The organism is Hymenobacter sp. UYP22, assembly GCF_040547285.1.
Taxonomy (GTDB): Bacteria; Bacteroidota; Bacteroidia; order Cytophagales; family Hymenobacteraceae; genus Hymenobacter.
The window spans coordinates 191,508-211,654 of sequence record NZ_JBEPPK010000002.1; the positions used below are offsets into that span (position 1 = coordinate 191,508).

A 20,147-nucleotide genomic window follows, 5' to 3' on the forward strand; every position below is an offset into this window, starting at 1 on the left:
GGTAACCGTTCCCGGTGAGCCAAGCGCCCCGGAAAATGGCGCACGTTTTCAACGCCGCAGTGCGTATCTTTCGTCTGGTTTATTTCCATTCGTATATGCCCCAATTCTTACTGTTTATTTCTCTGTTGCTGTCCTGCCTGCCAGCCACGGCAGCCCCCCGCCCGGTTAATGCCCCCGAGCCCGTACAAAGCCTGGAGTTCGTGGAGAATAAAGGCCAGTGGCCGCGGGCTGCTCTGTTTCGGGCTGAGGTGCCCGGCGGGCAGCTCTACCTTACGGCCAGCGGCTTCACTTACTCCCTGTTGCACCCCGCCGATGTTGCCGCTCTAAGCCACCACGGCCAGAGCAGCAACGCGGCGCAGCGCCAGCCGGCCCCATCCCTGCTGCGGGGTCACGCGTACACCATGTCGTTTGAGGGCGGCAGTTCCCGGCCGGCCCTGGCCACTCAGCAGCCCACCGAGGGCACCCGCAATTACTTCCGGGGCTCTGATGCGCACCAGTGGGCCTCGCAGGTGCGCGGGTACCGGCAGGTGCGCTACGCCGGCGTCTACCCCGGCATTGACGTGCAGCTCTACGAAAACCAACAGAAGCACCTGGAATACGACTTCCTGTTGGCTCCCGGGGCTCGGCCCAACCTCATCCGGTTGCGTTATGATGGGCTCACCTCAATGAAAATAACCTCGGAGGGACATCTGCAACTGGAAACCTCGGTAGGTACCGTTGCTGAGCAAGCTCCCAACGCCTGGCAAACCTCGCCCTCAGGCCAGCGCCAGCCGGTGGAGTGCCGGTTCGAGCTGGTTGGCCAAACGGTGCGCTTCCGCTTGGGCAACTACGATACCAGGCGGCCACTCACCATCGACCCCACGGTGCTGTTCTCCTCGTTTACCGGCTCCTCGGCCGATAACTGGGGCTTCACGGCAACTTATGATGCCCAAGGCAATATGTACTCTGGTGGGGTAGCCTTCGACCAGGGCTACCCCACTTCCCCGGGCGCCTTTCAGTCCTCCTTTGCCGGGGCCGGCGACGTGGCCATCATCAAGTACCGCGTGACTACCTCTGGGCCAGCCGCCCGCCTGTATGCCACCTACCTCGGCGGCTCCGGTACCGATGCGCCGCACAGCTTAGTTGTGAATAACGCAGGCGAGCTGGTGATTCTGGGCTCCACGGGCTCCGGCAACTTTCCTACCTCAACGGGAGCTCTGCAGCGGAATTTTCGCGGCGGTAACTCCGTAAACCCTACGGGAGGCATTTCCAGCGGCCCAATGGGCTACGGCAGTGGGTCCGACTTATTTATCAGCACCCTGAGCTTCGACGGTACCCGGCTCACATCATCTACGTACCTGGGCGGCAGCGCCAATGATGGCCTGAATCTGGGGCTGGTAAACAACTACGGGGATGCCTTCCGGGGCGACGTACTGACCGATGGCGAAAACAACATCTACATTGCCACTGTCACGCAAAGCGCCGATTTTCCCCTGTTGCAGCCAATTCAGGGCACGCGCCGGGGCAGTTCCGATGCCGTAGTCTGCAAGCTTAACCGCCAGCTAAGCCGCCAGCTTTGGAGCACCTACCTGGGAGGCGCCGGGGCCGAAGCCGCCTTTTCCCTGCAGCTCACTCCCGACCAGCGCCTGTTTGTGGCCGGCGGCACCGACAGCCCCGATTTCCCGACGACGGCCGGCGCCCTGCAACGGCAGCAGCCCGGCGGCCGCGACGGATTTGCCGTTTGCTTCTCCCCCAGCGGCACCGCCCTGCAGCACGCCACGTACCTGGGCACGGCCGCCTCAGAATTAGCTTTCTTTCTGCAGCTGGATGCCGATGGCGACGTGTACGTGCTCGGCCAGACCAGTTCCAGCAATTACCCCATCACGACGGGCTTGTATGGGGTACGGGGGGCGCATCAGTTCATTCATAAGCTCAGCCCCGATCTGGCCACCACCCGCTACAGCACTGCTTTTGGCTCCACCTCACCTGGCTACGATATTTCACCCACTGCTTTTCTGGTAGATGACTGTGAGCGGGTGTATGTGAGCGGCTGGGGCGGCAACAGTAACGCCAATTATGCCGGCGGTTCCACCCGCTTGTTGCCCACTACGGCCAACGCGCTGCAGCGAACCACCGATGGTAGCGACTTTTACATTGCTCAGTTTACTGCCGGCCTCACTGCACTGGAATACGCTACCTTTTACGGGGAGTCCGGCGGCACCGGTGAGCACGTAGACGGGGGCACCTCCCGCTTTGATAAAAAAGGCGTGGTGTACCAGGCCGTATGCGGCGGATGTCGGGGCACTCAGGGCTTTCCCACCCCGGCTGGTGCCAATTATTACACTACCCGCAACGGCAGCAGCAACTGCAACAACGCCGCCTTTGCCATCAGCTTTGGCCTCACCGTAGCCGAAACCGGCCCCGCCCGCTACGTATGCGCCAACAACGGGCCAGTAACCCTGGGTGGGCAGCCCGCCGGGGGCACTTGGAGCGGCCCGGGTGTCACCCGCCAGCCCGATGGCACCTATCAGTTTCAACCCACGGCAGCGCTGGTCGGCCGCAACGTGCTGCAGTATTCCGTCGTCACCACCGGCATCTGCCGGAGTGTGCGCCCCCTGGCCATGATTGTAACTCCCGAGCGCACAGTTAGCATCAGCGCGGTGCCCGCGCTATGTGCCAGCGGCTCGCCCGTAACGCTGCAGGCCACGCCGGCCGGGGGTACCTGGAGTGCCACCAAGGGGCTCACGGGTAACGTATTTAATCCCCAGCAGGCGGGAGCCGGCACGTACACGCTTACCTACTCCTTCGCCGATACTCTGGGCTGCGGCTCGGCCACTCGCACCATCGTGGTAAACCCCTTGCCCCAGATAGCCGCCGGCCCCAACCTCACGTTTTGCGCCTACGAAACTCAGCCCGTGCAGCTCAGCGGCTTCTCGCCGGCTGGCGGTACTTGGAGCGGTACCGGGGTTACTGCGGGTGGATTATTTACGCCTCCGAATACCAACCTGCGCGGGGGCATCTTTACGCTTACTTACTCAATCACGGAAAACGGCTGCGTAAATACGGCCACCCGCCAAGTGTTACTGGCGCCCTCTCCGGCCGTCAATTTCCCCCTGAGCGCGCCGGAGTGCACCAGCTTCCCGCAATACGCCGGACTGGCTCCCTTCAGTTGTCCTTTCGTACCCGTCCTTTCCGGCGGCACCTACGTCTGGGATTTTGGCGATGGTAGCCCAACGTCAACCGAAGAGGCCCCCACGCACGTGTACGAGCAGCCCGGCAACTATACCGCTAAGCTCACGGCCCGCTACGCCAACTGCACCGTAGAAACCAGCTTCGTGCCAATAGTGGTGGGCGAGGTATTTGTGCCTAACATCATCACCCCCAACCACGATGACAAGAATGAAACCTTTATTCCCCGCTTCAGCTGCCGACCGGCCCGCCTGCAGGTATTCACACGCTGGGGCAATAAGGTGTTCGAAACCGATACTTACCGCAACGACTGGCGCGCCGACAACCTGCCCGACGGCCTGTATTATTATCATCTGAAAGATGCCGATGGCCGGGCCATAAAAGGCTGGGTTACGGTTGAGCGGTAGGCTCCCCCTGGTTCCGTCAACCAAGCGTATACCGCCGCCTTGCCAAGCCCCTCTATAACCAGCCCCCGCCCAGAACTGTCTACCTCACTACCAGCTGACTTCCTCTTCGGCGCAAACCGGTTACTGGCTTGCTTTCCGTGATTTTGCATTGTATCTTTGTCCCAGCAAATTAGAATGTGAACGGAGGGGACGGATAGTCCCCTCTTTCTTTTATCAGCTGTCCCGCCCATGAAACTCGACCAAGCCCGCCTCTCCGAGATGCTCCAGGATAGTCTACCAGTTGATGGTAGTCTGTTCGTGGTCAGCCTCGCCGTGTCGGATGCCATTCGGCCTAAAGTAACTGTTACCCTGGATGGGGAGCAGGGCCTTGGTATTGATGAGTGCGCGCAGATTAGCCGCCGCCTGGCCCGCCGCGTGGAGGAAGCGTACGGCGAAGAAATCAGCTACACGCTGGAAGTCACCTCCCCCGGTGCCGACCAGCCCCTGCGTGACCCTCGCCAGTACACCCGCCATGTGGGCCGTAGCCTCAGCCTGAAAATGGCCGATGGTACCGAGAAAACCGGCGTACTGGAGGCTACTGATGCCACCGGCATTCAGTTGGCTGAAGAAGTGAAGGAAAAGAACAAGAAAAAGACTCTCCCGGCCGCTTTTGTACCCTTCGCCGATATCAGCGAAGCTAAAGTGGTGATTTCGTTTAAGTAGTATAGAGTTGTCAGTAGCGCGTTGTCCGTTGTCGGCTTCACCAGCCTGCCCGCAACCTGCCAGCCACTGCCAACCAACACCCAACAACTAAAAATCAGCATGAACAGCAACGTCCTGATTGAATCGTTTGCCGAATTCGCCCGGTCGAAGAACATCGACCGCCCCACGATGATGAGCATCCTGGAGGAAGTATTCCGCACGATGATTCGCAAGAAGTACGACGACGACTCGAACTTCGACGTGATTCTGAACGTGGATAAGGGTGACCTTGAAATTTGGCGCAACCGCGAAATCGTGGACGACAACTCCGAGGACATCTGGGACTTCGACAAAATTCCGCTGACGGAAGCGCAGAAAATTGAGCCCGACTTTGAGATTGGCGAGCAGGTAGCTGAGGAGGTGAAGCTGGAAGATTTCGGCCGCCGCGCCGTGCTTATGGCCCGCCAAACGCTGATTCAGCGCGTGAAGGACTTGGAGCGCGACAACCTCTACCAGACCTACAAAGACCAGGTTGGTGAGGTAGTGGTAGGCGAAGTGTACCAGGTATGGGGCCGCGAAGCCCTTATTCTGGACAAGGACGAGAACGAGCTGGTACTGCCCAAAGGCGAGCAAATCCCCAAGGACCGCTACCGCAAGGGCGACTCCATCCGGGCCGTGGTGCACCGCGTGGATGTGCTCAACGGTACGCCCAAAATTATCCTGTCGCGCGCTGCTCCCGCTTTCCTGGAGCGCCTGATGGAACAGGAAGTACCCGAAATCTTCGATGGCCTCATCACCATCAAAAATATCGTGCGGGAACCCGGCGAGCGGGCCAAAGTAGCCGTAGAAAGCTTCGACGACCGCATCGACCCAGTAGGGGCCTGCGTGGGCATGAAAGGCTCGCGTATTCACGCCGTAGTGCGGGAACTCGAGAACGAAAACATTGACATTATCAACTACACCGACAACCTGGAGCTCTACATTGCCCGGGCTCTGTCGCCGGCCAAGCTCACGTCGATGAAAATCAACGAACAAACTGGGCGGGTTTCGGTGTTCTTGAAGCCCGACCAGGTTTCGTTGGCCATTGGCCGCGGCGGTGCCAACATCAAATTGGCCTCACGCTTGGTTGGTATGGAAATCGATGTATTCCGGGATGCCGGCGACTTCGAGGAAGACATTGCCCTGGACGAGTTCCAGGATGAGATTGAAGGCTGGATTCTCGAGGAACTGAAGAAAATCGGCCTCGATACCGGCCGCGCCGTACTGGCCGTTAGCAAAGAAGATATCGTGCGCCGCACGGAGCTGGAGGAAGAAACGGTGGAAGAGCTCTTCCGCGTGATCCGCCAGGAGTTCGAAGATAACGAAGACCAGGAGGAAGAAACCCCAAATTCCGGCGACGCGCAATGAGTGCGCGGCGGCCGGTACGGCACGGGCGCTAACATCAGGCCGGGTGGTTTGAAGTTAGCGCCGCCCGGCAAGATTTAAGTTAGTACCTTTGCACCAAGATAAGAGTATCGTTCGCGAGCATAGAATGGCGGAAGCAGCAACCAAACGGCTGAATCAGGCGGCCAAAGACCTGAACGTTGGGCTGTCCACAATCGTGGATTTCCTGGCGGGAAAAGGGCATTCCATCGAAAATAAACCCACGACCAAGCTATCCTCGGAGCAAGTTGCTCTGCTGGAGAAGGCCTTCGCGTCGTCGGCGCAGGATAAGATGGATGCCGCAAAAGTGAGTCAGGCCAAGCGCCAAAGCGAGATGGAAGCCGCTGCTGCCCAAGCAGCCGCGGCGCGGGCCATTGAGGCCGCCAAGCCCGCTGCTCCCGCTCCTAAGCCTGCTGCTCCCGCTCCCGTGGCTGCTCCGCAAGCCGCTCCTCAGCCCGCTCCGGTTGCTGAGGCCCCCAAACCTGCCCCTGCCGAGGAGCCAGCCCGCGTGCCTGGTTTGAAGGTATTAGGCAAAATTGAGTTGGATGCCAAAGGCCGCCCCGTGCCGCCCAAACCCGCAACTCCGGCTCCAGCCCCCGCTGCTTCGCAACCTGCCGCTCCGGCCCCAGAGGCTCTGAAGGCAGTAGAGACGCCCAAAGCACCGGAAGCACCCAAAGCTCCGGTAACCCCCGTGGCCGAGCCTGCTCCCGCCGCGAAGGCCCCAGTAGAAGCCAAGGAAACTCCGCGCCCAGAACCTGCTGCTGCGCCTGCCCCTGCTCCCGAGAAAGCCCAAGCGGCTCCCGCCGCCCCAGCTCCGCAAGCGGCTGCTCCGGCTCCCAAGGCTTCGGAAGCGCCGGTCGCTCCTGCAGCTGCTCCAGTAACAGTTGCTGCGCCCACTCCGGCCGCAGCCCCCGAAGCACCGGCTTCTCCCGAGGCTGCCACTGAAGAAGGCACCATTGTGGCCAAGGCCGACCAGCTGAAAGGCCTCACGGTGCTTGGCAAAATTGAGCTACCCGTTGACTCCTCGCGCCGTGGTGGCGGTGGAGGCCGGGGCGCCCGCCCTGTTGCCTCTTCCGATGTGCGCAAGAGCGGCCTCAATGCCAACGATAAGAAGAAGCGCCAGCGCATCCCCATGAGCGGCCCCGGTCAGCAAGGCGGACAAGCTACCGGTGGCCAAACCCAGGGAGCCGGCAACAGGCCCGGCGGGCCCGGCCAGCAAGGTGGCGGTAACCGTCCCGGTGGCCAGGGTGGCAACCGTCCTGGTGGTCCTGGCCAGCAGGGTGGTGGCAACCGTGACAACCGCACTGGTGGCAACCGCCAGCCCGCGGTTCCGCTCACCCCCGAGCAGAACGACAAGCAGATTCAGGAGCAGATCAAGGCCACGCTAGCCAAGCTCAGCGGCGGCCGTGGTGGTCAGCAGCAGAATCGCGCCAAGTATCGCCGCGACAAGCGCAACATGGCCGCTGAGGACCGTGAAGCCCTGCGTGCCCAGAACGAGCTGGATGCCAAAACCCTCAAAGTAACCGAGTTCATTTCGGCCAACGACCTGGCGTCGTTCATGGATGTCTCGGTGAATGATGTGATTAAGGTCTGCCTGAACATGGGCATGTTCGTATCCATCAACCAGCGCCTCGACGCCGAAGCTATTACGGTTATTGCCGATGAGTTTGGCTACGACGTGGAATTCCTGAGCGCCGAGGAAGAGGATACTACCATTGAGATTGAAGACAACGAGGAAGATCTGCAGCCCCGTGCTCCCATCGTGACCATCATGGGCCACGTTGACCACGGTAAGACTTCCTTGCTTGACTATATCCGGAATGCCAGCGTAGCCAAAGGCGAAGCCGGCGGTATTACCCAGCACATCGGGGCCTACGACGTAATGACCAAATCGGGCAAGCGCGTAACATTCCTGGATACGCCGGGTCACGAAGCGTTTACCGCTATGCGTGCCCGGGGTGCCAAGGTGACGGACATTGCCATCATTGTGGTAGCGGCCGACGACTCGGTGATGCCCCAGACGAAGGAAGCCATCAACCACGCGCAAGCCGCTGGCGTGCCCATCGTAATTGCCCTCAACAAGATTGATAAGCCCGGTGCTAACCCCGACAAAGTGCGGGAAGAGCTGTCGGTTATCAACATTTTGGTAGAAGAATGGGGTGGTAAGTACCAGAGCCAGGAAGTATCGGCCAAAACCGGCCTGGGCATCGACGACCTGTTGGAAAAGGTATTGCTGGAAGCCGAAATTCTCGAGCTGACTGCCAACCCCGACCGCAACGCCATCGGTACCGTTATTGAAGCCTCCCTGGATAAAGGCCGCGGCTACGTAACGACTATCTTGGTGCAAACCGGTACCATGAACGTGGGTGACATTGTGCTGGCGGGTCCGCACTTCGGCCGCGTGAAAGCCATGACCGACCACCGCGGCAAGAAGATGAAGCAGGCTGGCCCGGCCACGCCGGTACAGGTTCTGGGTCTGACAGGTGCGCCGCAGGCTGGTGATAAAATTCAGGTGATGGAAACGGAGCGCGAGGCCCGTGAACTGGCTACGCAGCGTCAGCAGCTAGCCCGCGAGCAGAGCATGCGCACCAAAAAGCACATCACCCTGGACGAAATTGGTCGTCGTTTGGCTATTGGCTCGTTCAAAGAGCTCAATGTCATTGTGAAAGGCGACGTGGATGGCTCGGTGGAAGCACTGGCCGACTCCCTATTGAAACTGAGCACGCCGGAAGTGGCCGTAAACATCCTCAGCAAAGGTGTGGGTGCCATTTCGGAAACCGACGTGTTGCTGGCTTCAGCATCCGACGCCATCATCATCGGTTTCCAGGTGCGGCCCTCGCAGAGTGCCCGGAAACTGGCCGAGCAGGAGCAGATCGACATCCGTCTCTACTCGATTATCTACAACGCCATCAACGAGGTGAAGGATGCCATGGAAGGCATGCTGGCTCCTACGGTGAAGGAAGTAGTAGTAGCCAACGCCGAAATTCGTCAGGTATTCAACATTACCAAGGTGGGCACCATTGCCGGCTGTATGGTAACGGACGGTACCTTCACCCGCAAAACCAAAGTTCGCCTCGTGCGCAACGGTATTGTGGTGTACTCGGGCGAAATTCAGGACCTCAAGCGCTACAAAGACGACGTGTCGGAAGTACGCCAGGGTTACGAGTGCGGTATCTCGCTGAAGAACTTCAACGACCTCCAGGAAGGCGACAATATTGAAGGCTTCGAAGAGCAAGAAGTGAAACGGACGCTGTAACCGCTCCGTCTACACCCATACGCAACAGGGCCCTAACTGCTAGCAGTTGGGGCCCTGTTGCGTATGGGTGCTTTATGCTGTGTTGAGCTATTCTATCAACTGTTCATCCAGTACACTCATCCTAGCCGCTTGCGCGTACATCCAAAATTACATATATTAGTACTAACCTGATTGTTAGCGCAGTGATTCACTGGTGTAGGGCAAGGCAAGAGATGATATGAGGGGAAGCAACAGGCGTACACTGGGAACTGCTTCCTTCCACAAGCCCAGTATGCGAGTAGTTGCCTGCAGGGTACACAGTGGATCAGGAAACTTTAGCGAAAGGTTTCGGCTGGATGCTGGCAACTATCAACCGTCTCCTGCTCGCAGTCTGGTTTAGTGGGTTTCTTGAGTCCACATCACGCCTGCCAGTACAAGATATACAAACACCTTTTCTTCGGCCGAACTGAGGGCGAACGGTGGCTTCGGTACTGCTGAAGAAACAAAAAGCCCCGGAGCGTTGCGCCGGGGCTTTTTTCATGTTTACTGGAGGTAGTTGACTGCTAGAAGAACAGGAAATGCTTTTTCTTTTTGTGGCTCAAAGGCTTGCCTTTCGGGTCCACGAAGCCGGCTTGGCGGGTTTGGCCGCGCTTCTGTTTGGCAGTACCAATACGCTTATCCTTGAACTTGCGGACCGTGAAGCCACCGGCTCCCTTCTCGTACTGCCGGGCCGGGCCGGAGGAGCGCCCAAAGCTGGTGTTGGCCGTATTTGCTCCGGAACGGGCTTCCAACACTTCCATCTGCTGGTCGCGCTTTACCTCGTCGGGGTTCATGCTCATGCGGCGTTGCATGCGGGCTACATCCGTAGGGGCAGCTTTGCGCTTTTTGCGCGGAGCTTCCTCCGTAGAACGCCGGGGCTGACCCAGATTATCGCCGGCAATGGTGCTCTGCGCCATAGCAGTAGGGGCAACCAACAGACCAGCGGCAACAGCCAGAACAGAAAGCAACTTTATCATAGAATGAAGAGGAAAACGAGCCTGTGCCAGAAAACAACCACTTCGGGATATTTGCGGCCAACGGACGGAATGCAAAGTTAGTTCAAATACTGTTAAAACTTGTAAGTCAGGCCGATACCTAGCGTTTCCTTGAACTGTACTCGGCGGCCCCGGTCGTCCGGAATACCGTCCTCATCCCGGTCCAGGGGCACCCGAATATCGTCGTCGTAAATCAGCAGGGTAGTCACGCTGGCGCTTACGTATTTGTTTACTTTAAAGTCAATCAGGTTTTCCCAGTTTACATCAATATTCTGGGGGTTGTGGAAGTAGTTGCTGAACAGTTCCAGCTTGGTGTTGAAGGTGATATTGGTGAAGAGGACGTGGCGGTAGCGGGCATTGAGGTACGCGCCTAACTCTTCCCGTAGCCGCTCCCCGGTACCACGAATTAGGACACCAGCCGTATCGCGGCGGGCGGCCTGCACCCCAAATGAACCCGCATCGGCCAGCGCCCGGCTGCCTACCACCGTGAACTTACCCGTGGCCGGCGAGAGGAGCAGGGAGAAATCGGTGTTGGGCTTGTATTCGACGCCCAACGAAGCCAGAATGTAGGCCGGTGCAAAAAACCGCGACAATAGGGAGTCGGGTCTCTCCAGGGCTTTGGTGGGTGTGAGTTGGGTTTTCAGGTTCACCTGCGCCGCGTACGACAGTGTGGTGGTGAACTGCCGGGCGTAGCGGCCGTTTAGTTCGAGGCGGTCATCGTTTTTACGGAGGCGACTCTTACCTGCTTTCAGCAAGCCGTAGATCATGTTGCCAGCCAGGTCGAAGGTGTGGTCGGGGCCGCGGTAGTGCAGGTAAAGGTTGCCGCTGGAAAGCAACGACAGGGAGCTTTGTCCGCCGGGGGCCCAGTTGCGCAAACTTACCTGGCTGAAGTTGAGTGTGCCGGCCCCACCCCGCTGCCAGCCCCGGGCCGTATCTACCTCCGCTGATATTTTGTAGGCGGGCAAGGGCGCCGGGGGGCGGCGAGGGTCGTCGGTTTGGGCCTGAGCCGTGGCGGCACCCAGGCTCAGGACAGTTAGCAGGACGGTTACTCGGCAGATCAATAGAGGTAAGGACATCAGTAGGCAAGAAAATGACCGGCTTCTGCCCCAAAGAGGAGGCAAAAGCCGGCCAAAACTACGGACAGCTGCCGTTAACTGCGTGTACGCAGGGCATCCCGAATTTCCATCAGCAGCTGCTGGTCTTTGGTGGGGCCCAGGTCGGCTACCGGTATTACTTCCTGCGGGCGCTTGAAGCGGTTAGCCAGCTTCACCAGCCAGAATATGGCAAAGGCCATGAGCAGGAAGGTAATAACGGCATTCAGAAATAGGCCATAATTGATGGTGGCAGCACCCGCTTTTTTGGCTTCTTCCAGGGTTTTGTACGCGGAGCCATCCAGGGCGAAAAACCAATCCTTGAAGTCTAGTCCTCCAGTGAGTAAGGTCAGGATGGGCATCAACACATCATCCGTTAACGACTTGACGATATTACCGAAGGCGCCACCGATGATAACGCCGACGGCCAGATCGAGCACATTGCCCTTGGAAATAAACTCCTTGAATTCGGAAACGAAGCCCATGTTTTAGAAGTATTTGAAGGTGAGACGGGTAGAAACCTATGGCTAAATATATAAATTTCTGTATCCAGCGCTAGGGTTTAGCTACCGGTGGCAAATTTGGTAACGTACTAGGCCCGCCACGGGCTTTTTTCGCTCAACTGGAGCGGCTACCCATTGAAGGCCTTTCCTGTGCGCTGGGCCGGGCAGCGGCGCAGTTTCCAGTATCTTTGCTGCCAATACACTCCTCCCTACCCACTTTCTGCATGACTACCTTCTCCAACATCTTATATCAGGCTGAGCCCGAAACTGGTATTCTGACCATTACCGTCAACCGCCCCGACAAGCTGAACGCGCTAAATGCGGCTACTATCCAGGAGATTCGGGTGGCGGTGGAGCAAGCCCAGAACGACCCAACGGTACGCGGCATTATTCTGACGGGTAGCGGGGAGAAGTCGTTTGTGGCCGGGGCTGATATTGCCGAGCTGACGCAGCTGGATGAAGCCGCCGCCCGCCGCGTGGCCGAGGCGGGTCAGCTGGCATTCCGCCTGATTGAAGAAAGCCGCAAACCGGTTATTGCCGCCGTTAACGGGTTTGCTCTGGGCGGGGGCTGTGAGCTGGCCATGGCCTGCCACATGCGCATTGCCGCCGACAACGCCCGCTTCGGCCAGCCGGAGGTGAACCTGGGGCTGATTCCGGGCTACGGTGGTACCCAGCGCCTTACCCAGCTTATTGGCAAAGGCAAAGCCATTGAACTGCTGCTAACGGCCGATATGCTGAAGGCTGATGAGGCGTTGCGCCTGGGCTTGGCCAACCACGTAGTGCCCCAGGCTGAGCTACTGACTTTCACGCGCCAGCTGCTCACGCGCATTCTTACCAAGGCCCCTATTGCCGTGGGCCTGTGCATTGACGCCGTGAATGCCTACTTCGATAAGCAGCGCGACGGGTACCAGGCCGAGGCCGAGGCTTTCGGGCAGTGCTTTGGGTCGGAGGATTTTCAAGAGGGCACTTCGGCCTTCCTGGAAAAGCGCCCGGCCGCATTTCAGGGCAAATGAAACTAAGAGTGGCGGGCGAGGGAAGCAGATGGGCGGCTTCGGGCCCAGTGGCTTTTCTGTACCCACCCCTGCTGTTTTCATTTCCCTGGTTTCACTTTCTAAATTGACGGAGAATAGATGAGTATAGCCAAGCGGCTGGCTTCGCAAACGGCCATTTATGGCGTGAGCAGCATTTTGGGCCGCGTGCTCACGTTTCTGCTGGTGCGGGTGTACACCGGGCGGTTTGCAGCGGCCGAGTACGGTATTGTGACGGGGCTTTACGCCTACGTGTCGTTTCTGAATGTGCTGTTCACCTACGGCATGGAAACCACCTATTTCCGCTTTGCCAACCGCCCTGGCACCGACCGGCGTGAACTGTATGACCGGGTGATGACGCTGCTGCTCATTTCCAGTGTGCTGCTGACCATACTGCTGGCCTTGTTAGCCCGCCCGCTAATGAGCCTGCTAAGCCTCCCTCCCGGCCACGAGCGGTACGCCATCTGGATAGCGGCTATTCTTGGGCTGGATGCGGTGGCGGCCATTCCGTTTGCCCGACTACGGCTGGAAAATAAAGCCCGCAAATTTGCGGGCATCCGATTGGCCAATATTGGGCTGAACATCGGATTGAACCTGTTTTTCATCGTACTCTGCCCCGATGTGCTGGCCGGCAAGTATCTGCCCGCATTGCAGCCGCTGGTGGCCCGCGTGTACGACCCCACTGTGGGAGTAGGCTACGTGTTCATATCTAACTTGGCTGCTTCTGCCTTCACGCTGTTGCTGCTGGGCAAGGAGTTGCTGGATTTCCGGCCGCGCCTGAGCTTGGAGCCGCTCCGGCCTTTGCTGAAGTACGCTTACCCAATTATGCTGATGGGCCTAGCCGGAATGGTAAACGAAACCCTGGACCGGATTCTGCTGCCCCGCTGGTTGCCCGAGGGCTTTTACCCGGGCCAGAGCAACTTGGCTGCTGTGGGCGTGTACGGGGCTTGCTATAAGCTCAGTATTCTGATGAGCCTCGTAATTCAGGCCTTCCGGTACGCAGCCGAGCCCTTCTTCTTTGCTCAAAGCACTGAGCAGAATTCCCCCCGCACATTTGCCTTGGTACTCAAGTGGTTTACCTTATGCTGCGCCATGCTATTTGTGGGCGTAAGCGTGAACGTGGATTTGGTAGCTCAGATATTTCTGGGGCGGGCTGAGTACCGGCAGGGGCTAAGCGTGGTACCGGTTCTGCTGCTGGCTAACCTGTTCTTGGGAGTGTACTGGAACTTGTCGGTGTGGTTTAAGCTCACCGACAAAACGTACTACGGCACTTATTTGGGCTTTGTCGGCGCTATTCTCACCATTGCCCTCAACTTCCTGCTGATTCCGGTGCTGGGCTACATGGGCTCGGCCCTTGCCACGCTGGCCTGTTACTTTATGATGGCGGCGTTGTGCTGGTGGCTGGGGGAGCGGCATTACCCGGTGCCCTACCCGGTGGCGCGGCTGTTAAGCTGGCTGGCCGTAGCCGTAGCCGTGGTGGCCGTTAGCTGGTGGGTGCCGGTTGCCGAAGGCTGGGCCCGCTACGGTTTTCACGCACTACTTACCCTGGGCTTTGTGGGGTTGGTAGCCGCCGTGGAAGGGCGCCGCCTGCGCACTATTTAACCCCGTTATGGCTACTGCGAATACCGTAAAAAACGCTAGATTGAGCCGTTTTCGGTGGGCTTTCCTCCCAAAATTTTCCATATTTTCCTCTGAATCCGGCAAGTAATCCGGACCTTTGGGGGCAGCAGCGGCCTTGGCCTTGCTGGCAACTGCCTGACTTTCTTCTCTTCATGCAGATTCCCGTTATCAACCAGAGCAAGCACCCGCTGCCGGAATACCAAACGGCCCACGCGGCGGGCCTCGATGTACGCGCCAACCTCCCGGAGCCGATTACGTTGAAGCCCCTGCAACGCGCCCTCATTCCCACGGGCTTATTTCTGGAAATTCCGGTTGGCTACGAAATGCAGGTTCGCCCCCGCAGCGGCTTGGCCTACAAGCATGGCATTGGCATCGTCAACAGTCCCGGTACTATTGATGCTGACTACCGTGGCGAGCTGAAAGTGCTACTCGTGAATCTGTCGGACCAGGAGTTTGTGGTGCAGGACGGGGAGCGAGTTGCGCAGCTGGTAGTAGCCCGCCACGAAACCATTACTTGGCAGCCCACCGAAACACTCAGCGAAACCCAGCGCGGCACCGGTGGCTACGGTAGCACCGGGGTGCGTTAATGCACGAGCCGGCTGCTAACGATCATTTTTACGTTGTTTCCCTTGGCTTCAGCAGCTGATCCGCCCTCTGGCTTTTTCACTCAATTTTCACTCTCCACTTACTCGTTTTTATGAAGATTATCGTCCCGATGGCAGGCATGGGCAAGCGCATGCGCCCCCACACGCTCACTGTTCCTAAACCCCTGATTCCTATTGCCGGCAAACCCATTGTACGCCGCCTGGTAGAGGATATTGCCAAGGTGTGCGGCGAACCGGTGGAGGAAGTTGCCTTCATCATCGGGCGCTTTGGCAGCGAGGTGGAGAAAAGCCTGATCAACATTGCTGAGTCGGTAGGGGCCAAGGGTACTATTCACTACCAGGACGAGCCCCTGGGCACGGCCCACGCCATTTTGTGCGCGCAATCGGCTCTGGATGGGCCGGTAGTAGTAGCCTTCGCCGATACCCTGTTCAAAGCTGATTTCGTGCTGGATTCTTCAGCGGAAGGCACCATTTGGGTGCAGCGCGTGGACGACCCCAAGCCTTTTGGAGTAGTGAAGCTAGACGAGCAGGGCCAGATTACCGACTTTGTAGAGAAGCCCCAGGAATTCGTATCGGACCTGGCCATTATTGGCATCTACTACTTCAAGGACGGTGAATATCTAAAGCGGGAGCTGCAGTACCTGCTCGATAACGACATCAAGGACAAAGGCGAGTACCAGCTCACCAACGCCCTGGAAAATATGAAAAACAAGGGCACCAAGTTTGTGCCCGGCCGCGTAACCGAGTGGCTGGACTGCGGCAACAAGGACGCTACCGTTTTCACCAACCAACGCTACCTGGAATACCTGCAGGAGCGCGGCGAAACGCTGGTGGCCGAATCCGCGAAGGTGACCAACTCCGTACTGATTCCACCGGTGTACGTGGGCGAAGGCGTGGTTATCACCGATTCGGTGGTGGGCCCGCACGTGTCCTTAGGCGACCATACCAACGTGCGCCATTCCGTCGTTACTAACTCCATTGTGCAACAGTCGGCCTCTATTTTGCACGCCAACATCACCAACTCCATGGTGGGCAGCCACGCCACCGTAGCCAGCCAGCCCAATGATTTGAGCGTGGGCGACTACAACAACCTGCGCGTGTGATATTTTTGCGGCGCCTGACGTTTTAGTAGCGCGGACCTTTGTGGGCTGACAGCGTGTTGGGGTTGGGTTACCTATTTCCAATTCGCGGGCCTTGGGGTCCGCGCTACCGTTTTCAATGAGCCGATTTCGCGTCTTTCTCCTGTTGTTGCTGGGCCTGTTGCTGGCCGGGCCCGGGTATGCCCAGCAACAACCAGCCGCGCCAGCTCCCAAGGCTGAGCCGACGAAACCTCGTAAGCTAAGCCGGAAAGAGCGCAAGGAGCTAGCCCGCCGCGCTGCGTTGGACGCCGCTTCCCGGCAACGCGTGAACCTCTCGGAGAAAGACCGGGAGTTGAGCGAGTCCTTTTTCGTGGATGGCGTGCGGTTTCTGCTGCTGGAAGATTATAACAAGGCCCTGGAGCGGCTGCTAAAGGCCTACGCCCTCAACCCCACCAACGCAGCCATCAACTACAAGATTGCCGAAACCAACCTGCTGAGCGGCAACCTCAAGGACGCCACCAATTTTGCGCTGGCGGCCGTGAAGCTTGACCCGCAGAACGCCTATTACTACTTGCTACTGGCCCAGGTGTACAGCTCCCAGAAGCAGTACGAAGAAGCCATTCAGACCTACACCACCCTCATTAAGGTTGTTCCGAACTCGGGTCCTTATCTGTTCAACCTGGCCGATTTATACATGGCTCAAGGGAAGCTGAACGAGGCCTTGGCTACGTTTGAGCAGGCGGAGCAGAAATTTGGCCCCTTGGATGAGGTGTCGTTCAAGAAGCAGCAGATTTACCTCAAGCAGAACAACCTCGACAAGGCCTTGCAGGAAGGCGAGGCCCTGATTACGGCCAACCCCGACGAGGTGCGCTACGTGCTGGCACAGGCTCAGATGTACGCCACCAACAACCGCCTACCTGATGCCATTCGGGTAGCGGAGCAGGCCCTGAAGCAGGACCCCGATAACCCTCGCGCCCACATGATTCTGGCTGATGTGTACCGGCAGCAGAAAAACAGCCAGGAATCGGAGCGGCAGTTGAAGCTGGCTTTTGAAAGTCCATCCCTGGATATCGATAACAAAGTCCGCATCCTGGTAGACTTTATTAAGCAGCTGCCTAATCCCGACCTCAACCAGACGGCGCAGGAGTTGGCCGCCATTACCACCCGGGTACATCCCAAGGAAGCCAAAGCCTTTTCCATAGCCGGCGACATTCAGACGGTGAGCGGCAACCGTTCCGCCGCCCGCAGCAACTACCTCAAGGCCATTCGCCTGGACAACTCCCGCTACCAGATCTGGCAGCAAGTGGTACTCATTGATGCTGAACTCTCGCAGGTAGATTCTCTTCTGCTGCATACCAATCAGGCCCTGGAATTGTTCCCGAACCAAGCGCCTCTGTGGTTTTACAACGGCGTAGGCTACCAACTCAATAAGCAGCCTACCAAGGCCGTAAAATCCTTGGAATACGGGCGCAAGCTCGCCACCGATAACCCGGAGCTGCTGGCGCAGTTTGATACCCAGCTCGGCGACACTTACCACGAGCTCAAGGACTACCCAAAGTCGGACGCGGCCTATGAGGCGGCGTTGACGTTTGATGCCAACAACGCCCAGGCGCTCAATAATTACAGCTACTACCTTTCTTTGCGGGGCGAAAAGCTGGAGCGGGCTAAGGAAATGGCGGGCAAGCTGGTAAAGCAGAACCCCGACAACGACACGTACCTGGATACGTATGGCTGGGTTCTGTACCGGCTAAAGGACTACACCGGAGCCCGGCAGCAGCTCGAAAAAGCCCTTAAAACCACCACCGACGCTACCGTAGTAGAACACTACGGCGACGTACTGTTCCGGCTGGGTGAAGTGGATAAAGCCCTGGCCGAATGGCAACGGGCCAAGAAACTCGGTGGAGCTTCCTCGCTTATCGACCGGAAGATCAAAGACAAAAAACTGTATGAGTAACCGCCATGTGCTGGTGCTGCTGAGCGCCCTGATGCTGCTGGGCAGCTGTACCCGCAACCTGCTACCCGGCAAAAAACCAGTTGCCGCAGTACCTATGCCCGAGGCTGTGCGGGCTGCCAACGTAGACTTTCGATTTTTGGCGGCCAAGGGCAAAGCCCAGTTCGGCGACCAGAGCGGCAACATCAACGTGCGGATTCGAAAGGACAGCGTCATCTGGATTTCGGCCTCGTTGATTGGCATTGAGGGCGGGCGCATCTACATCACCCGCGACTCGGTGCAGGTGCTGGATAAGCTGCACAAGGAGTATTATTCCGGCGACTTTGCCTACCTAAGCCAGCGGCTGAACGTGCCCGTCAATTTTGATGTGATACAGGCCATGTTGCTGGGCAACTACTTGGCCCCGCTGAGCGCCTCGGTGCAGCCCACGGTAACCACCGAAGGCTCCCTACAACGCGTGAACTATGAGCAGGCCGGCTCTTTGGTACAGCAGCTCATTAACCTGGAGGGCGGCCGAATCCAGCAGCTGCAGGTGCAAACGCCCGCCAACCAGAACAAGCTCACGGTAGAATACTCCGATTTTCGGACCCTGGAGCGCAACTCGCAGCAGTTTGCCCATAACACGCTGGTACAGGTGCAGCAAGGGCAAACGGCCCCTACTACCGTCACGCTTACCTACCGCTCAGTAGACGTGGATAAGGAACGGCTACAATTCCCGTTTTCGGTTCCGAAGGGATATGCACGGAAAAAGTAACGGATGGTGGCTGGCGGCTGGGGTACTTCTGCTGCTCTCAGCGGAGCCGGCCTGGGCGCAGCGCAAAACCAAGGCTCAGTTGCTGCGGGAGCGGCGCGCTACCCTTCAGCGCGTACAGGAAACCAGCCGTATTCTGGCCCAAACGCAAAAGCAGAAACAGGCTTCCGTGGGCCAGTTGAACGCGTTGAAGGAAAAGCTGACGGTACAGCAGGGCGTTATCAAGAATATCAGCAGTGAGCTGCGCTACATTGAAACCGATGTGCGCCAGACGGAAAGCCAGGTGCAGCAAACCCGCCAGAACCTGGAGCAACTCAAGGCTGAGTATGCCCGCCTGATTTATGCCGGCTCCAAAACGGCCAACGGCTACAACCGGCTCATGTTCCTGTTTGCCTCGGAGTCGTTCAACCAGTTTATGCTGCGCCTGCGCTACATTCGTCAGTATACGGAAGTGCGCCAGGCCCAAGCTGCCCAAATCACCCACACTCAGCAGCGCCTCAGCACCCAGCTAGTAGGCCTTAAGGAGAAACAGGAGCAGAAGGGCAGCCTGCTGAACAACCAGATTTCGGAGAAGAAAAACCTGCTTACGCTCAAAACCCAGCAGGACGAAGTCGTTGTAAAGCTCACCCAGCAGGAGGAAACCCTGCGTAAGGAGCTAGCCGCCCGTCAGCAGGCCATCGGCCGCCTTGATAACCTGATTGCCCTGCGGGTGCGTGAGGAAATTGCCCGGGCAGCCCGGGCGGCGGCACGTAAAGCTGCGGCGGCCAACGCGGCCCGCTCCTCTACGGCCGCCTCTGCTTCCCGCAGCCCGGCCGCAACCTCCCGCACCAGCCCCACAGCCGAAGCGGAAGCGGCGGCCGTATCGGCGGCGGAGCGGGTAGACCGGGTAACGCTCACGCCCGAAACGGCGGAGCTGGCTGCCTCTTTCCACGACAATCGGGGGCAGTTGCCCTGGCCAGTAGGGCGGGGCTTCATCAGCCAGCGGTTTGGCCGCCACAACCACCCAGTACTCAAAAATGTGGTGGTAGAAAACCGGGGCGTTGATATCCAGACCAGTGCCGGAGAGGCTGTACGAGCCGTATTCAGCGGCAAGGTATTAACTGTGGCCAGCGTGCCCGGCATGAACACCATTGTAATGGTGCAGCATGGCGACTACTTCACGGTGTATGCCAAACTGCGGAGTGTGAGCGTAAGTGAAGGTCAAACCGTGCAGGCTCGCCAGCCCATCGGCACAGTATCTACCGATGCAGAGGGCACCTCAGAAGTACAGTTTCAGGTGTGGCACAACAGCTCCAATCTGAACCCGGAAAACTGGCTGGGCCGCAAGTAAAGTACGCGGCGTAGGCTTGCAGAGAGGGCATAAAAAAACACCGCACAAAGCACGGTGTCTTTCTGAGCTATGAAAACAAACTTAGCTACCGAAATCCCTCCCCTAAAAGCAGAGCGCACCGAGCGGTGCGCCAAGCCTTTCAGGGTTAATCCCCGATAACTGCTCGAAAGATACGGGAGCTACTATCAGCTGATCATTCAAATTCGCCGAATCGGTTTTTTCGCTCGGTGAATAATTAAAAT

General features: G+C 58.3%; 14 protein-coding genes. 11 read left to right on the forward strand and 3 right to left on the reverse strand.

What is annotated here, in order from left to right:
* The first annotated feature begins 95 nt into the window (after positions 1-95).
* The 4 genes from ABIB60_RS04260 (at position 96) to infB (ending at position 8,934) form a co-directional block, all read left to right on the forward strand.
* The gene (locus ABIB60_RS04260) at positions 96-3,575 is read left to right on the forward strand and encodes a DUF7948 domain-containing protein (RefSeq protein WP_354577953.1); all 3,480 of its coding nucleotides are present in this window, start codon (positions 96-98) and stop codon (positions 3,573-3,575) included.
* Positions 3,576-3,803: 228 nt separating this feature from the next.
* Positions 3,804-4,277 carry a ribosome maturation factor RimP gene (gene rimP, locus ABIB60_RS04265; protein ID WP_354577954.1) on the forward strand — a complete coding sequence of 158 codons (474 nt, stop codon included), beginning with the start codon at positions 3,804-3,806 and terminating at the stop codon, positions 4,275-4,277.
* A 99-nt stretch (positions 4,278-4,376) separates the two neighbouring features.
* A complete protein-coding gene (gene nusA, locus ABIB60_RS04270) occupies positions 4,377-5,663 on the forward strand; it encodes a transcription termination factor NusA (protein WP_315997001.1) in 1,287 nt (428 codons plus the stop codon).
* A 124-nt stretch (positions 5,664-5,787) separates the two neighbouring features.
* On the forward strand, positions 5,788-8,934 hold the full coding sequence (gene infB, locus ABIB60_RS04275; protein ID WP_354577955.1) for a translation initiation factor IF-2: 3,147 nt from the start codon (positions 5,788-5,790) through the stop codon (positions 8,932-8,934).
* Between the two features lie 542 nt (positions 8,935-9,476).
* Here infB and ABIB60_RS04280 read toward each other — a convergent pair.
* The 3 genes from ABIB60_RS04280 to mscL all read right to left on the reverse strand — a co-directional run bounded on the left by ABIB60_RS04280 (position 9,477) and on the right by mscL (position 11,523).
* Positions 9,477-9,929, reverse strand: a complete 453-nt coding sequence (locus tag ABIB60_RS04280) for a hypothetical protein (RefSeq protein WP_354577956.1) — start codon at positions 9,927-9,929, stop codon at positions 9,477-9,479.
* A gap of 92 nt (positions 9,930-10,021) precedes the next feature.
* The gene (locus ABIB60_RS04285) at positions 10,022-11,023 is read right to left on the reverse strand and encodes a DUF3078 domain-containing protein (protein WP_354577958.1); all 1,002 of its coding nucleotides are present in this window, start codon (positions 11,021-11,023) and stop codon (positions 10,022-10,024) included.
* Positions 11,024-11,097: 74 nt separating this feature from the next.
* On the reverse strand, positions 11,098-11,523 hold the full coding sequence (gene mscL, locus ABIB60_RS04290) for a large conductance mechanosensitive channel protein MscL (protein WP_354577959.1): 426 nt from the start codon (positions 11,521-11,523) through the stop codon (positions 11,098-11,100).
* Positions 11,524-11,765: 242 nt separating this feature from the next.
* Between mscL and ABIB60_RS04295 the strand changes: the two genes are divergently transcribed.
* The 7 genes from ABIB60_RS04295 to ABIB60_RS04325 all read left to right on the forward strand — a co-directional run bounded on the left by ABIB60_RS04295 (position 11,766) and on the right by ABIB60_RS04325 (position 19,905).
* A complete protein-coding gene (locus tag ABIB60_RS04295) occupies positions 11,766-12,554 on the forward strand; it encodes an enoyl-CoA hydratase/isomerase family protein (protein WP_354577961.1) in 789 nt (262 codons plus the stop codon).
* A gap of 117 nt (positions 12,555-12,671) precedes the next feature.
* Positions 12,672-14,171: a polysaccharide biosynthesis C-terminal domain-containing protein gene (locus ABIB60_RS04300; RefSeq protein WP_354577963.1), complete on the forward strand. Its 1,500-nt coding sequence runs from the start codon at positions 12,672-12,674 to the stop codon at positions 14,169-14,171.
* A gap of 170 nt (positions 14,172-14,341) precedes the next feature.
* Positions 14,342-14,776, forward strand: a complete 435-nt coding sequence (gene dut / locus ABIB60_RS04305) for a dUTP diphosphatase (RefSeq protein WP_354577964.1) — start codon at positions 14,342-14,344, stop codon at positions 14,774-14,776.
* Between the two features lie 110 nt (positions 14,777-14,886).
* Complete coding sequence (locus tag ABIB60_RS04310) at positions 14,887-15,897, forward strand: sugar phosphate nucleotidyltransferase (protein ID WP_354577965.1); 1,011 nt, start codon at positions 14,887-14,889, stop codon at positions 15,895-15,897.
* Positions 15,898-16,012: 115 nt separating this feature from the next.
* Positions 16,013-17,827 carry a tetratricopeptide repeat protein gene (locus ABIB60_RS04315; RefSeq protein ID WP_354577967.1) on the forward strand — a complete coding sequence of 605 codons (1,815 nt, stop codon included), beginning with the start codon at positions 16,013-16,015 and terminating at the stop codon, positions 17,825-17,827.
* Positions 17,820-18,578 (forward strand): lipoprotein insertase outer membrane protein LolB1, encoded by a 759-nt coding sequence (gene lolB1, locus ABIB60_RS04320; RefSeq protein ID WP_354577968.1) that lies wholly within the window; start codon positions 17,820-17,822, stop codon positions 18,576-18,578. The genes ABIB60_RS04315 and lolB1 overlap by 8 nt, the downstream gene beginning before the upstream one ends.
* The gene (locus ABIB60_RS04325) at positions 18,562-19,905 is read left to right on the forward strand and encodes a murein hydrolase activator EnvC family protein (protein WP_354577969.1); all 1,344 of its coding nucleotides are present in this window, start codon (positions 18,562-18,564) and stop codon (positions 19,903-19,905) included. Before lolB1 ends, ABIB60_RS04325 begins: the two co-directional genes overlap by 17 nt.
* Positions 19,906-20,147 lie beyond the last annotated feature (242 nt).

What these genes read in the sequence shown, in the direction of transcription:
- ABIB60_RS04260 (WP_354577953.1), top strand. Translation starts at nt 96, where the DNA reads ATGCCCCAATTCTTACTGTTTATTTCTCTGTTGCTGTCCTGCCTGCCA.
- rimP (WP_354577954.1), top strand. Translation starts at nt 3,804, where the DNA reads ATGAAACTCGACCAAGCCCGCCTCTCCGAGATGCTCCAGGATAGTCTA.
- nusA (WP_315997001.1), top strand. Translation starts at nt 4,377, where the DNA reads ATGAACAGCAACGTCCTGATTGAATCGTTTGCCGAATTCGCCCGGTCG.
- infB (WP_354577955.1), top strand. Translation starts at nt 5,788, where the DNA reads ATGGCGGAAGCAGCAACCAAACGGCTGAATCAGGCGGCCAAAGACCTG.
- ABIB60_RS04280 (WP_354577956.1), bottom strand. Translation starts at nt 9,929, where the DNA reads ATGATAAAGTTGCTTTCTGTTCTGGCTGTTGCCGCTGGTCTGTTGGTT.
- ABIB60_RS04285 (WP_354577958.1), bottom strand. Translation starts at nt 11,023, where the DNA reads ATGTCCTTACCTCTATTGATCTGCCGAGTAACCGTCCTGCTAACTGTC.
- mscL (WP_354577959.1), bottom strand. Translation starts at nt 11,523, where the DNA reads ATGGGCTTCGTTTCCGAATTCAAGGAGTTTATTTCCAAGGGCAATGTG.
- ABIB60_RS04295 (WP_354577961.1), top strand. Translation starts at nt 11,766, where the DNA reads ATGACTACCTTCTCCAACATCTTATATCAGGCTGAGCCCGAAACTGGT.
- ABIB60_RS04300 (WP_354577963.1), top strand. Translation starts at nt 12,672, where the DNA reads ATGAGTATAGCCAAGCGGCTGGCTTCGCAAACGGCCATTTATGGCGTG.
- dut (WP_354577964.1), top strand. Translation starts at nt 14,342, where the DNA reads ATGCAGATTCCCGTTATCAACCAGAGCAAGCACCCGCTGCCGGAATAC.
- ABIB60_RS04310 (WP_354577965.1), top strand. Translation starts at nt 14,887, where the DNA reads ATGAAGATTATCGTCCCGATGGCAGGCATGGGCAAGCGCATGCGCCCC.
- ABIB60_RS04315 (WP_354577967.1), top strand. Translation starts at nt 16,013, where the DNA reads ATGAGCCGATTTCGCGTCTTTCTCCTGTTGTTGCTGGGCCTGTTGCTG.
- lolB1 (WP_354577968.1), top strand. Translation starts at nt 17,820, where the DNA reads ATGAGTAACCGCCATGTGCTGGTGCTGCTGAGCGCCCTGATGCTGCTG.
- ABIB60_RS04325 (WP_354577969.1), top strand. Translation starts at nt 18,562, where the DNA reads ATGCACGGAAAAAGTAACGGATGGTGGCTGGCGGCTGGGGTACTTCTG.